Origin of the sequence: Streptomyces sp. XY431, from assembly GCF_001279805.1 — a bacterium.
In the GTDB taxonomy this organism is placed as follows: Bacteria; Actinomycetota; Actinomycetes; order Streptomycetales; family Streptomycetaceae; genus Kitasatospora; species Kitasatospora purpeofusca.
The window spans coordinates 1-13,514 of sequence record NZ_LGDO01000024.1; the positions used below are offsets into that span (position 1 = coordinate 1).

Consider the following 13,514-nt stretch of genomic DNA (forward strand, 5'->3'; position numbering starts at 1 on the left):
TTCGGCGGGCGGATCGGGGGCGGGGTTCGTAGGCTCGACGCATGGCTGATGCGTACGCGGGCCGGCGGGAGCGGTTGCGGGAGCACTGCGGTGCGTCCGGGACCGACGCGGCGCTGATCACCCGGGCGGCGAACGTGCGGTACCTCACCGGGTGTCCGCCGTGCGGGGCGACCCTGCTGCTGACCCGGGACCGGGCGCTGCTGGCGCTGCCCGACGACCTGCCGCCGGACGACGCCGGGGAGCACCTGATCTCGCCCGAGGTGACCCGGCTGGAGGTGGCGGCCGGGGCGGACACCGCGCTGGCCGCGGCCGGCGCCGCGGCGGGACTGCGGGTGGCCGGGCTGGCGGTGGAGGAGCACGATCTGACGGTCACCCGGCACCGCGCCGTGGCCGGGCTGGTCGAGGGCACCCGGCTGGCGGACGTCGGACAGGCGGTCGAGCGGCTGCGGGTGGTCAAGGACGAGTACGAGATCGCCGATCTGCGGATCGCCGCGGAGATCGCCGACCAGGCGCTCGGCGAGCTGCTGGAGTCGATCCTGGTCGGCCGGACCGAGCGGCACCTGGCGATGGAGCTGGAGCGCCGGATGATCGACCACGGCGCGGACCGCGCGGCCTTCCCGGTCTCGGTCGGCACCGGCAGCCACTCCGGCCAGCAGGCGCACCAGCCCACCGACCGCCGGGTCGAGGAGGGCGACTTCCTGACCGTGGTGCTCGGCGCCCGGTACCGGGGCTACGGGGTCTCGACCGCCCGGACCTTCGTGATCGGCGCGGCCCCGGCCCCCTGGCAGGTCGAACTGCACCGGCTGGTGTTCCGGGCCCAGCGGGCCGGCCGGGAGGCGCTCGGCCCGGGGGTCGAGCAGCATGTGCCCGACCAGGCGGCGCGGGAGATTCTGCAGTCCGCCGGGCACACGGAGACCTCTCCGCACCCGGTCGGCCACGGCATCGGGCTGGAGATCCGGGAGGCACCGCGTCTCGGCCCCACGGACATGGGTAAACTGGACAGCCGCGTGCCGGTCACTGTCGGCCCGGGAGTCCACCTCCCGGGACGCGGCGGGGTCCGGATCGAGGACACGCTCGTCGTTCGCCCCCTTGAGGAGGGCGGGCCCGAGCTGCTCACCATCACCACCAAGGAGCTCCTCGCCCTGTGACACAGGTGTGTCCCAGGACGCGACCCCTTGGTTCCTTGACAGCTATATCCAGGAGTTAGTGCGCCCGTGGCTTCCACGAACGATCTCAAGAACGGCATGGTTCTCAAGCTGGACGGCGGGAAGCTCTGGTCCGTCGTCGAGTTCCAGCACGTCAAGCCCGGCAAGGGCCCGGCCTTCGTGCGCACCAAGCTCAAGGAGGTCCTGACGGGCAAGGTCGTCGACAAGACCTTCAACGCCGGCACCAAGGTCGAGACTGCGAACGTCGACAAGCGCACCATGCAGTTCTCGTACAAGGACGGCGAGAACTACGTGTTCATGGACATGGACACCTTCGACCAGCTGACCATCGAGCCGGTCGTCGTCGGTGACGCCGCCAAGTACCTGCTCGAGGGCTTCGACGCGCTCGTCGCCGTGAACGAGGGCGCGGTGCTGTACATCGAGCTCCCGGCCGCGGTCGAGCTGGTCATCGCCGAGACCGAGCCGGGCGTCCAGGGCGACCGCTCCACCGGTGGCACCAAGCCGGCCACGCTGGAGACCGGCGCCGAGATCCAGGTCCCGCTCTTCGTGACCACCGGCGAGAAGGTCAAGGTCGACACCCGCGACGGCAGCTACCTCGGCCGGGTGAAGTAAGTCCGTGTCGTCCGCACGCACCAAGGCCCGCACGCGAGCCTTCCAGATCCTGTTCGAGGCCGACCACCGTGGGGTCGACCCGCTGACGGTCCTCGCCGACTGGGTGGCCCGGGCCCGGGAGCCCAAGCCGGACGAGGGCACCCCTCAGGTCGGCGAGTACACCATGGAGCTGGTGGAGGGGTACGTCCAGTACGCCCGCCGGATCGATGAGCTGATCTCGCAGTACGCCGTCGGCTGGACGCTCGACCGGATGCCGATCGCGGACCGCAACGTCCTGCGGCTCGGTGCCTACGAGCTGATCTGGGAGGACAGCGTCCCGGACGCGGTCGTCGTCGACGAGGCGGTGGAGATCGCCAAGGAGTACTCCACCGACGACTCCCCGGCGTTCGTCAACGGCCTGCTGGCCCGCTTCATGGAGCTCAAGCCGAGCATCCGCCGCTGAGGCGCGCACCTGTACCGACGGCCGTCGGACCGGAAACGGTCCGGCGGCCGTTCGGCATGTTCACCCGGTCGGCGTATGGTGGTCCTACTCGTCAGTAACCTGGTGCTCCGGCGGCCCACGCCCGCCGGTGACCCCGTAGTGAAGGGCAGGCCACCCCCCATGACCACGGCGATCCGCAGCGAGTTCGATCAGGGCATCGCCCTCACCCCGCACCCGGACGAGCCCGGCCGCTACGACGGCGAACTCGGCGCCGGGTGGCAGATCGGCGGCGGCGTCAACGGCGGACTGCTGCTGGCCGTCGCCGGCCACGCGCTCTCGCTCGCGCACACGGCCCGCCCGGAGAGCGCCGACCACACCGACCCGGTGTCGATCAGCGGCTACTACCTCTCCGCCGCCACCCCCGGGCCGGCCACCGTGCACACCGAGGTGGTCCGCACCGGCCGCACGCTCTCCACCGGCACCGCCGCGCTCAGCCAGGGCGGCGTGGAACGGCTCCGGGTGCTCGCCACCCACGGCGACCTCGCCACCCACGACGGCGAGGTGCGGACCAGCGCCACCCCGCCGCAGCTGCCGCCGCCGGACCAGTGCATCGGCGTCGAGCACGCGCCCAAGGAGCTGATCGCGCAGGCCGCGCTGCTGGAGCGGTTCGACATGCGGCTCGACCCGGCGACCATCGGCTGGGCGCTCGGCCAGCCGTCCGGCACCGGCCGGATCCAGGGCTGGTTCCGGCTCGCCGACGGCCGCGAGCCCGACCCGCTGCTGCTCCTGCTGGTCGCCGACGCGCTGCCGCCGGTCACCTTCGACCTCGGGATGCCGGGCTGGGCGCCGACCGTGGAGCTGACGGTGCATCTGCGGGCCAAGCCCGCCCCGGGCTGGCTGCGGGTCGTGCACGCGACCCGGAACGTGGCGGGCGGGTACTTCGAGGAGGATGCCGAGGTCTGGGACGAGACCGGCCGCCTGGTCGCCCAGTCCCGGCAACTCGCGCGCGTGCCGAGGTAATTCGCCCGGTTGTGGGGGAGGGGTCTCGGGGCGGGAGTCGCCCGCTCGTATGTGGGGCCTCGAAGCGGGGGCGCTCGTTCAGGGGTGTGCGCGGGCGTGAGTGGCTGAAACGGTGTGAGCGGGTGGGCACGGGGTGTGACGACGGCGCCTCGCGCGGGGCGGATGCGCGGGGCGCGACCGCCCGGGCGCACAACCGTGCGTGACTCCAAACATCCGATTCACCCTCGGTTACATTCCTGTGACACGTCGTACGTGTGCGCCACGCGGGGCGGGGGAGGACAAGGGTCGGCGGTGCACCCGCCGCCGACCCGCCCGCCCCGTCCGAGGAGCCCCGATGAGCCGCAACGGCCGCGCCCGCCGCACCCCCGACTGCACCGCCGCCGGCCACCGCCCCCGGGTCCGTCCGCGCGCCGCCGCCGAGCGGGCCGAGGGCTGCGAGCGGCAGCGGTCCGAGGGGGCCGGCCAGGCGTTCGTGATCGGGGTGCTCACCAGCGCGGCGGACTTCGAGGAGGCCCGCGCCTGGCAGCTGTCGGACGCCCCGGACCACGAGCGGTACCTCGCCGAGACCGCCGAACTGCTCGCCGACGCCCGGCGGCGGTTCGACACCGTCCGGGCGCGGATGTTCCACCCGCAGGACTTCGCCGAGTTCTGTCTGCTGCACGGCCTCGACCCGGCGGAGCCGGCCGCCCGCGAGCGCTACCTGGTCAACCCGCCGCTGCGCACCCAGCTGTTGGCCTATCAGGGCGAGGAGCTGGTCGGCGACTTCCTGCCCCGGCTGGTCCGGGCCCGGGAGAACGGGCTGACCCTGCGGCACGCCGACCTGCTGCTCGACGGCCGCCTCCACGGTGAGCGCGACGAGGCCGTGCGCGGCGCCTACGAGCAGGGCGCCGAGGTGTTCCGCCGGATGCTGCTGGGGGCCGGCAGCGGCGTCTACGAGCTGCGGCTGTCGGTGGACGCCCCCGGCGGGCGGCTGACCGCGGCGGCCCGGGTGCTCCAGTGGGAGGACGGCGTGGTGCGGATCAACGACGAGGACCTCGAACTGCTCTGCGCGGTGCTCTGCGCCGGGCTGGCCCGGGGGCTGCCCGGTCTCGCGGTGCTGCACGGCGCGCAGGGCTCGGCGGCGGCCTGCGGGGAGTACCGGCCGACCGCCTGGGCCTGGGCCAGCGAGGGGCGGGTGTGGACGCCCGCGGCCGGTCCGGTGCGGCTGGACGGCGTGGCGGCCGAGCCGGGCTACCGGCTGGAGACGGTCTGCTGAAAGCCGGGGCGGGCCGCCGGGAGGGCCGCCCGGGAACGCCGCGGCGCGGCACCCTGTACGGGGTGCCGCGCCGTGACGTTTCTGCTGGTGTTCGCCGTTCCCGCTCCCGTTTCGTGGGCCGCGAACCGGGGAGCCGGGAACCGAGGGGCCGGGACTCAGCCCGTCTCCTCCTCGCGCACCGCACGGCGCGCGTCGGGGTTGAGCACGCCCCAGGAGATGAGCTGCTCGGTGAGGATCGACGGCGACTGGTCGTAGATCACGGCCAGGGTGCGCAGGTCGTCCTGGCGGATCGACAGCACCTTGCCGTTGTAGTCGCCGCGCTGGCTCTGGATGGTCGCCGCGTAGCGCTGCAGCGGGCCGGCCTTCTCGGACGGGACCTGGGTCAGTCTCTCCAGGTCGAGGACCAGGCGCGGCGGCGGCTCGGCCGCGCCGCCGGGCGTACCGCCGGGCAGCAGCTCCTGTACCGGGACCCCGTAGAACTCCGCCAGTTCGGCCAGACGCTGCACGGTGACCGCACGGTCTCCACGCTCGTACGAGCCGACGACGACTGCCTTCCAGCGCCCCTGGGACTTCTCCTCGACACCGTGCAGGGAGAGTCCCTGCTGGGTGCGGATGGCTCGGAGCTTGCCTCCGAGCTGCTTCGCGTAGTCGCTGGACATTGATCTCCCCGGACGAGATTGCTTCGCGTTCAGTGGTGGGTCACGGGCGATTGCCGACGCCGTTACCGGTGGGTTCGACGTCCGTCTCGTAACTCACTGTGAGGTTACGTAGAGTGAGGTAGTTGCGTCAAGCCGAATGGGGCAGTCGTGCGAATGGGCCGCATCAGGGGTGCGTCCGGCACGTGAACCAGGGGAAGCGGAACGATGGCCGTCGGTTGGCCGCAGAATCACGCTGGTAGGATGACCGGAGCCCGCGCCGCAGGTCGGCGGGGGTCTCCCGACATCCTTTAAGACCCGTCCCGTGAGGCGGGGAAGGAGGTCCGCTTCGGCATGACCGCACACCAGGAATCCGCACCGAGGCCGCCGCACCAAGTGCTGGACGGCACGGACATCGCCCGGGTCATCACCCGGATAGCGCACGAGATCGTCGAGCGCGCCAAGGGCGCCGAGGACGTCGTGCTGCTGGGCATCCACACCAGGGGTGTCCACCTCGCCCGGCGGCTGCACGCCAGGCTCGCCCAGATCACCGACCAGGACATCCCGCTCGGCACCCTGGACATCACGATGTACCGGGACGATCTGCGGCTGAAGCCCGCCCGCGCCCTGGAGCACACCGAGATCCCGCCCGGCGGCATCGACGGCCGGCTGGTCGTCCTCGTCGACGACGTGCTCTTCTCCGGCCGCACCATCCGTGCCGCGCTCGACGCCCTCAACGACATCGGCCGCCCGCGCGCCGTGCAGCTCGCCGTCCTCGTCGACCGCGGCCACCGCGAGCTGCCGATCCGCGCCGACTACGTGGGCAAGAACCTCCCCACCTCGCTGCGCGAGGCCGTCCAGGTGCGCCTGTCCGACCGCGACGGCGTCGACGCCGTGCTCGTCGGCGACCGCGACTTCGCGGCGCGCTCCTCCCAGGCCCTGGCCGCTCAGGCCACCGAATCGCACCTCCCGGAGTAACCCGCGTGAAGCGCCACCTCGTGTCAGCCGCCGATCTCACCCGCGACGACGCGCTGCTCATCCTGGACACCGCCGAGGAACTCGCCCAGCTGTCCGGCCGGGCGGTCAAGAAGCTCCCCACCCTCCGCGGCCGCACCGTCGTCAACCTCTTCTTCGAGGACTCGACCCGCACCAAGACCTCCTTCGAGGTCGCCGAGAAGCGGCTCTCCGCGGACGTCATCAACTTCTCCGCCAAGGGCTCCTCGGTCTCCAAGGGCGAGAGCCTCAAGGACACCGCCCTGACCCTCCAGGCGATGGGCGCCGACGCGGTCGTCGTCCGGCACCACGCCTCCGGCGCGCCGGCCCGGCTGGCCCAGTCCGACTGGCTGCACGGCAGCGTCATCAACGCCGGTGACGGCACCCACGAGCACCCCACCCAGGCCCTGCTCGACGCCTTCACCATGCGCCGCCACCTCAACCCGGGCGCGGGCAACGACCTGGCCGGGCGGCGGGTGACCATCGTCGGCGACATCCTGCACAGCCGGGTGGCCCGCTCGAACGTCCACCTGCTCACCACGCTCGGCGCCCAGGTGACCTTCGTCGCCCCGCCGACCCTGCTGCCGATCGGGATCGAGAACTGGCCCTGCGAGGTCAGCTACGACCTGGAGAGCGTGCTCCCGAAGACCGACGCGCTGATGATGCTCCGGGTCCAGCGCGAGCGGATGAACGCCGCGTTCTTCCCCACCGAGCGCGAGTACACCCGCCGCTACGGCGTGGACGGCCCGCGGATGGCCCGGCTGCCCGAGCACGCCATCGTCATGCACCCCGGCCCGATGGTCCGCGGCATGGAGATCACCGCCGAGGTCGCCGACTCGCCGCGCTGCACCGTGGTCGAGCAGGTCGCCAACGGCGTCTCCGTCCGGATGGCCGTGCTCTACCTGCTGCTCGGCGGAGCCACCCTCACCGACACCCCCCGCACCGACTCCGTGGAGAACGCCCAGTGAACGAGCGAAGCGAGCGAACCACCGCCATGGTCACCTACCTGATCCGCAACGCCCAGATCCTCGGCGGCGCTCCGCAGGACCTCCACCTCGTCGACGGTGCGATCGCGGCGATCGGCACCGCCCTGGACGCCACCGCGGACATCGAGATCGACGCCACCGGGCTGATCGTCCTGCCCGGCCTGGTCGACCTGCACACCCACCTGCGCGAGCCCGGCCGGGAGGACGCCGAGACCGTCCTCACCGGCACCCGCGCCGCCGCCAAGGGCGGCTTCACCGCCGTCCACGCGATGGCCAACACCTTCCCGGTGGCCGACACCGCCGGTGTGGTCGAGCAGGTCTGGCGGCTGGGCCAGGAGTCCGGCTACTGCGACGTCCAGCCGGTCGGCGCCGTCACCGTCGGCCTGGAGGGCAAGAAGCTCGCCGAGCTGGGCGCCATGCACGAGTCCGCCGCCGGCGTCCGGGTCTTCTCCGACGACGGCAAGTGCGTCGACGACGCGGTGATGATGCGCCGCGCGCTGGAGTACGTGAAGGCCTTCGACGGTGTCGTCGCCCAGCACGCGCAGGAGCCGCGGCTGACCGAGGGCGCCCAGATGAACGAGGGCCAGGTCTCCGGCGAGCTCGGCCTCGGCGGCTGGCCGGCCGTCGCGGAGGAGGCGATCATCGCCCGGGACGTGCTGCTCGCCGCGCACGTCGGCTCCCGGCTGCACATCTGCCACGTCTCCACCGCCGGCTCGGTCGAGATCGTCCGCTGGGCCAAGGCCAAGGGCTGGGACGTCACCGCCGAGGTCACCCCGCACCACCTGCTGCTGACCGACGAGCTGGTCCGCTCCTACGACCCGGTGTACAAGGTCAACCCGCCGCTGCGCACCGCCGAGGACGTCCAGGCGCTGCGCAAGGCGCTGGCGGACGGCACCATCGACGCCGTCGCCACCGACCACGCGCCGCACCCGGCCGAGGACAAGGACTGCGAGTGGGCCGTGGCCGCGATGGGCATGGTCGGCCTGGAGACCGCGCTGTCCGTGGTGCAGCAGACCATGGTCGACACCGGCCTGCTGAACTGGGAGGGCGTCGCCGACCGGATGTCGCACCGCCCGGCCCGGATCGGCCGCCTCGCGGGGCAGGGCCGGCCGGTCTCGGTGGGTGAGCCCGCAAACCTGGTGCTGTTCGATCCCGCGTACCGTGGTGCCGTGAACCCCGACAGCTTCGCCACCCGCTCCCGCAACACCCCTTACAAGGGCCTCGACCTGCCCGGACGGGTGCACGCCACCTTCCTGCGCGGCACCGCCACGGTGCTGGCCGGCGAGCTGGTCGAGCAGGGCGGCCTCGCGTGAGCTCCACGAACGGCGGCGGCGCCGCGGCGCTGCTGGCCCAGGAGCAGGCCAGGGTCGCCAACTGGCCCGGGTACATCGGCTGGACGGTCGGCCTGCTGCTGATCATCGGCCTCGTGTACTGGCTGATGCGCCAGGGCTGGAACTGGCGCCGCACCCTGCAGTCCGGGATCCCGCCGCTCCCCGCCGTGCCGGAGCGCGCCGGCCGGACCATCCTGGAGAGCAGCGGCCGGTACCACGGCACCACCACCGCCGGGAACTGGCTCGACCGGGTCGTCGCGCACGGCCTGGGCACCCGCAGCCGCGCCGATCTGACCCTCGGCGAGAACGGCCTGCTGGTGCAGCGCCCGGGTGACGTCGACTTCTGGATCCCCGCCGAGCACCTGATCGGTGCCCGGACGGACTCCGGGATCGCCGGCAAGGTCGTCCCGTCCGGGCTCCTCGTCGTCACCTGGACGCTCCCCGGGCCTTCGGCCGGGGGGACCTCCACGGGCACCGACGTGGACTCCGGGTTCCGGTTCGACCACCCCGACGAGCACACCGCCTGGGTCGAGGCGGTCGCTCAGCTCGCAACACGTACGACGACGAAGAAGACGGAAGAGGCCGCGTCATGACCGCACCTGCCCCCACCACGCAGCGCCAACGGCGGGAGCGTGTGCCCGCTGTGCTCGTCCTGGAGGACGGCCGGACCTTCCGGGGCCAGGCCTACGGCGCGACCGGCGAGACCTACGGCGAGGCCGTCTTCAACACCGGCATGTCCGGCTACCAGGAGACCCTCACCGACCCCTCGTACCACCGCCAGGTGGTCGTGATGACCGCCCCGCAGATCGGCAACACCGGCTGGAACGACGAGGACGACGAGTCCAAGCAGATCTGGGTCGCCGGGTACGTCGTCCGCGACCCCGCCCGGGTCGCCTCCAACTGGCGCTCCCGCCGCTCGCTGGACGAGGAGCTGGTGAACCAGGGCATCGTCGGCATCAGCGGCATCGACACCCGGGCGCTCACCCGCCACCTGCGCGAGCGCGGTGCCATGCGCTGCGGCATCTTCTCCGGCGAGGCCCTGGCCGACCCGGCCGCGCTGCTCGCCAAGGTGCAGTCCTCGCCCGAGATGAAGGGCGCCGACCTGTGCGCCGAGGTCGCCACCACCGAGCCGTACGTGGTGCCCGCGATCGGTGAGAAGCGCTTCACCGTCGCCGCCCTGGACCTCGGCATCAAGGCGATGACCCCGCAGCGGATGGCCGAGCGCGGCATCGAGGTGCACGTGCTGCCCGCCAACGCGACGATCGAGGACGTCTACGCCGTCAACCCCGACGGCGTGTTCTTCTCCAACGGTCCGGGCGACCCGGCGACCGCCGACCACCAGGTCGCCGTGGCGCAGGGCGTGCTGGAGCGGAAGACCCCGTTCTTCGGGATCTGCTTCGGCAACCAGATCCTCGGCCGCGCGCTGGGCTTCGGCACCTACAAGCTCAAGTACGGCCACCGCGGCATCAACCAGCCGGTGCAGGACCGCACCACCGGCAAGGTCGAGGTGACCGCCCACAACCACGGCTTCGCCGTGAACGCGCCGCTGGACAAGGTCAGCGACACCCCGTACGGGCGGGTCGAGGTCTCCCACGTCTGCCTGAACGACGACGTGGTGGAGGGCCTCCAGGCGCTCGACGTGCCCGCCTTCAGCGTGCAGTACCACCCCGAAGCGGCTGCCGGCCCGCACGACGCGGCCTACCTCTTCGACCGTTTCGTCGAGCTCATGCGAGGCGACGACCAGCACAGCGTGAACCACATGGAGGGCCCGCGTGCCTAAGCGCACTGACATCAAGTCCGTCCTGGTCATCGGGTCCGGCCCGATCGTGATCGGCCAGGCCGCCGAGTTCGACTACTCGGGCACGCAGGCGTGTCGCGTCCTCAAGGCCGAGGGCCTGCGGGTCGTCCTGGTGAACTCCAACCCGGCGACGATCATGACCGACCCGGAGATCGCCGACGCCACCTACGTCGAGCCGATCACCCCGGAGTTCGTCGAGAAGATCATCGCCAAGGAGCGCCCCGACGCCCTGCTGCCCACCCTGGGCGGCCAGACCGCGCTCAACACCGCGATCTCCCTGCACAGCGCCGGCACGCTGGAGAAGTACGGCGTCGAGCTGATCGGCGCCGACGTCGAGGCGATCAACAAGGGCGAGGACCGCGAGCTGTTCAAGGGCGTGGTCGAGGCGGTCAACGCCAAGATCGGCCACGGCGAGTCCGCCCGCTCGGTCATCTGCCACACCATGGACGAGGTGCTCGCCGGGGTCGACACCCTGGGCGGCTACCCGGTCGTCGTCCGCCCCTCCTTCACCATGGGCGGCGCCGGCTCCGGCTTCGCCCACGACGAGGACGAGCTGCGCCGCATCGCCGGCCAGGGCCTGACGCTCTCCCCGACCACCGAGGTGCTCCTGGAGGAGTCCATCCTCGGCTGGAAGGAGTACGAGCTCGAGCTGATGCGCGACAAGAACGACAACGTCGTGGTCGTCTGCTCGATCGAGAACTTCGACCCGATGGGCGTGCACACCGGTGACTCGATCACCGTCGCCCCGGCGATGACGCTCACCGACCGCGAGTACCAGATCCTGCGCGACATCGGCATCGCCGTGATCCGCGAGGTCGGCGTCGACACCGGCGGCTGCAACATCCAGTTCGCCGTCAACCCCGACGACGGCCGGGTCATCGTCATCGAGATGAACCCGCGGGTGTCCCGCTCCTCGGCGCTGGCCTCCAAGGCGACCGGCTTCCCGATCGCCAAGATCGCCGCCAAGCTCGCCGTCGGCTACACCCTCGACGAGATCCCCAACGACATCACCGAGCAGACCCCGGCCTCCTTCGAGCCGGCCCTCGACTACGTCGTGGTCAAGGTGCCCCGGTTCGCGTTCGAGAAGTTCCCGAGCGCCGACGCCACCCTCACCACCACCATGAAGTCGGTCGGCGAGGCGATGGCCATGGGCCGCAACTTCCCCGAGGCGCTGCAGAAGGCGCTGCGCTCGCTGGAGAAGAAGGGCTCCCAGTTCACCTGGATCGGCCCGGTGGGCGACAAGGCCGAGCTGCTGGCCAAGGCGGTCGTGCCGACGGACGGCCGGATCAACACCGTGATGCAGGCCATCCGGGCCGGGGCCACCCCGGACGAGGTGTTCGAGTCCACCAAGATCGACCCGTGGTTCGTCGACCAGCTCTTCCTGCTCGACGAGATCGCCACCGAGCTGGCCGAGGCCCCCGAGCTCACCCCCGAGCTGCTGCGCCACGCCAAGCGGCACGGCTTCTCCGACCACCAGGTCGGCGAGATCCGCGGCCTGCGCCCGGACGTGGTCCGCGAGGTCCGGCACGCGCTGGGCATCCGCCCGGTGTTCAAGACCGTCGACACCTGCGCGGCGGAGTTCGCGGCCAGGACCCCGTACTTCTACTCGTCCTACGACGAGGAGAACGAGGTCGCCCCGCGCACCAAGCCCGCGGTGATCATCCTCGGCTCCGGCCCGAACCGCATCGGCCAGGGCATCGAGTTCGACTACTCCTGCGTGCACGCCTCCTTCGCGCTCGCCGACGCCGGGTACGAGACCGTCATGGTCAACTGCAACCCGGAGACCGTCTCCACCGACTACGACACCTCCGACCGGCTCTACTTCGAGCCGCTCACCCTGGAGGACGTGCTGGAGATCGTCCACGCCGAGAAGCAGGCCGGACCGCTCGCCGGTGTGATCGTCCAGCTCGGCGGCCAGACCCCGCTCGGCCTGGCCCAGGCGCTCAAGGACAACGGCGTGCCGATCGTCGGCACCCAGCCGGAGGCCATCGACCTGGCCGAGGAGCGCGGCGCCTTCGGCCGGGTGCTGCGCGACGCGGGCCTGCCCGCCCCCAAGCACGGCACCGCCTTCTCCTTCGCGGAGGCCAAGGCCCTCGCCGACGAGATCGGCTACCCGGTGCTCGCCCGCCCGTCCTACGTGCTCGGCGGACGCGGCATGGAGATCGTCTACGACGAGGAGTCGCTCGCCTCCTACCTGGAGCGGCACGCCGGTCTGATCTCCGAGCACCCGGTGCTGATCGACCGCTTCCTCGACGACGCGGTGGAGATCGACGTCGACGCCCTCTACGACGGCACCGAGCTCTACCTCGGCGGCGTCATGGAGCACATCGAGGAGGCCGGCATCCACTCCGGCGACTCCGCCTGCGCCCTGCCGCCGATCACCCTCGGCGGGTACGACATCAAGCGGCTGCGCGCCTCCACCGAGGCCATCGCCCGCGGCGTCGGGGTGCGCGGTCTGATCAACATCCAGTTCGCGCTCTCCGGCGACATCCTGTACGTCCTGGAGGCCAACCCGCGCGCCTCGCGCACCGTGCCGTTCACCTCCAAGGCGACCGCGGTGCCGCTGGCCAAGGCCGCCGCCCGGGTCTCGCTCGGCGCCACCATCGCCGAGCTGCGCGCCGAGGGCATGCTCCCGGCCGAGGGCGACGGCGGCACCCTGCCGGCGGACGCCCCGATCGCGGTCAAGGAGGCCGTGATGCCGTGGAGCCGCTTCCGCGACGTGCACGGTCGCGGCGTGGACACCGTGCTCGGCCCGGAGATGCGCTCCACCGGCGAGGTCATGGGCCTGGACCGGGTGTTCGGCACCGCCTACGCGAAGGCCCAGGCCGGCGCCTACGGCGCGCTGCCGACCAAGGGCAAGGTCTTCGTCTCGGTCGCCAACCGGGACAAGCGCAACCTGGTCTTCCCGGCCCGCGCGCTGGTCAGCCTGGGCTTCGAGGTGCTCGCCACCGCCGGCACCGCCGAGGTGCTCCAGCGCGGCGGCATCCCGTCGACGCTGGTGCGCAAGCACAGCGAGGGCGAGGGCCCGAACGGCGAGCGGACCATCGTCCAGCTGATCCACGACGGTGAGGTCGACCTCATCATCAACACGCCGTACGGCACCGGCGGCCGCCTCGACGGCTACGAGATCCGCACCGCCGCCGTCGCCCGCGCGGTGCCCTGCCTGACCACCGTGCAGGCCATGGGCGCCGCCGTCCAGGGCATCGACCGGCTGCTGCGCGACGAGGTCGGCGTCATGTCGCTCCAGGAGCACGCCGAGCTGATCAACGCCGGCCGCGCCAACTAGCACCACCGCAG

The 13,514-nt window shown here is 72.0% G+C and carries 12 protein-coding genes; 11 read left to right on the top strand and 1 reads right to left on the bottom strand.

All coding sequences use genetic code 11. The features are described from left to right. The first annotated feature begins 41 nt into the window (after positions 1–41). The 5 genes from ADK60_RS04205 to ADK60_RS04225 all read left to right on the top strand — a co-directional run bounded on the left by ADK60_RS04205 (position 42) and on the right by ADK60_RS04225 (position 4,474). Entirely contained in the window at positions 42–1,148 is a 1,107-nt protein-coding gene (locus ADK60_RS04205) for a M24 family metallopeptidase (RefSeq protein WP_053643322.1), read from the top strand. A 66-nt stretch (positions 1,149–1,214) separates the two neighbouring features. Then, positions 1,215–1,778, top strand: coding sequence for an elongation factor P (efp, locus tag ADK60_RS04210; protein ID WP_030396065.1), 564 nt, complete (start codon positions 1,215–1,217; stop codon positions 1,776–1,778). Between the two features lie 4 nt (positions 1,779–1,782). Then, a complete protein-coding gene (gene nusB / locus ADK60_RS04215) occupies positions 1,783–2,220 on the top strand; it encodes a transcription antitermination factor NusB (protein WP_030396066.1) in 438 nt (145 codons plus the stop codon). A 159-nt stretch (positions 2,221–2,379) separates the two neighbouring features. Continuing rightward, positions 2,380–3,219, top strand: coding sequence for a thioesterase family protein (locus ADK60_RS04220; protein WP_053643324.1), 840 nt, complete (start codon positions 2,380–2,382; stop codon positions 3,217–3,219). 334 nt (positions 3,220–3,553) lie between these two features. Then, the gene (locus ADK60_RS04225; protein WP_053643326.1) at positions 3,554–4,474 is read left to right on the top strand and encodes a DUF8829 domain-containing protein; all 921 of its coding nucleotides are present in this window, start codon (positions 3,554–3,556) and stop codon (positions 4,472–4,474) included. A 155-nt stretch (positions 4,475–4,629) separates the two neighbouring features. On the opposite strand, the gene bldD is transcribed toward ADK60_RS04225, so the two are convergent. Continuing rightward, positions 4,630–5,133: a transcriptional regulator BldD gene (gene bldD, locus ADK60_RS04230; RefSeq protein ID WP_030300254.1), complete on the bottom strand. Its 504-nt coding sequence runs from the start codon at positions 5,131–5,133 to the stop codon at positions 4,630–4,632. A gap of 330 nt (positions 5,134–5,463) precedes the next feature. Between bldD and pyrR the strand changes: the two genes are divergently transcribed. From pyrR to carB, 6 genes are read left to right on the top strand one after another with little or no spacing between them, the layout of a single operon-like run. Then, positions 5,464–6,087: a bifunctional pyr operon transcriptional regulator/uracil phosphoribosyltransferase PyrR gene (pyrR, locus tag ADK60_RS04235; RefSeq protein WP_030396069.1), complete on the top strand. Its 624-nt coding sequence runs from the start codon at positions 5,464–5,466 to the stop codon at positions 6,085–6,087. Positions 6,088–6,092: 5 nt separating this feature from the next. Then, a complete protein-coding gene (locus ADK60_RS04240; protein WP_053643328.1) occupies positions 6,093–7,070 on the top strand; it encodes an aspartate carbamoyltransferase catalytic subunit in 978 nt (325 codons plus the stop codon). Between the two features lie 26 nt (positions 7,071–7,096). Then, positions 7,097–8,401, top strand: coding sequence for a dihydroorotase (locus ADK60_RS04245; RefSeq protein WP_053643340.1), 1,305 nt, complete (start codon positions 7,097–7,099; stop codon positions 8,399–8,401). Then, positions 8,398–9,012, top strand: a complete 615-nt coding sequence (locus tag ADK60_RS04250; protein WP_045938337.1) for a PH-like domain-containing protein — start codon at positions 8,398–8,400, stop codon at positions 9,010–9,012. Before ADK60_RS04245 ends, ADK60_RS04250 begins: the two co-directional genes overlap by 4 nt. Further along, positions 9,009–10,199 (top strand): glutamine-hydrolyzing carbamoyl-phosphate synthase small subunit, encoded by a 1,191-nt coding sequence (carA, locus tag ADK60_RS04255; protein WP_053643331.1) that lies wholly within the window; start codon positions 9,009–9,011, stop codon positions 10,197–10,199. The genes ADK60_RS04250 and carA overlap by 4 nt, the downstream gene beginning before the upstream one ends. Continuing rightward, positions 10,192–13,503, top strand: a complete 3,312-nt coding sequence (gene carB / locus ADK60_RS04260) for a carbamoyl-phosphate synthase large subunit (RefSeq protein ID WP_053643333.1) — start codon at positions 10,192–10,194, stop codon at positions 13,501–13,503. Before carA ends, carB begins: the two co-directional genes overlap by 8 nt. The last annotated feature ends 11 nt before the right edge of the window (positions 13,504–13,514 follow it).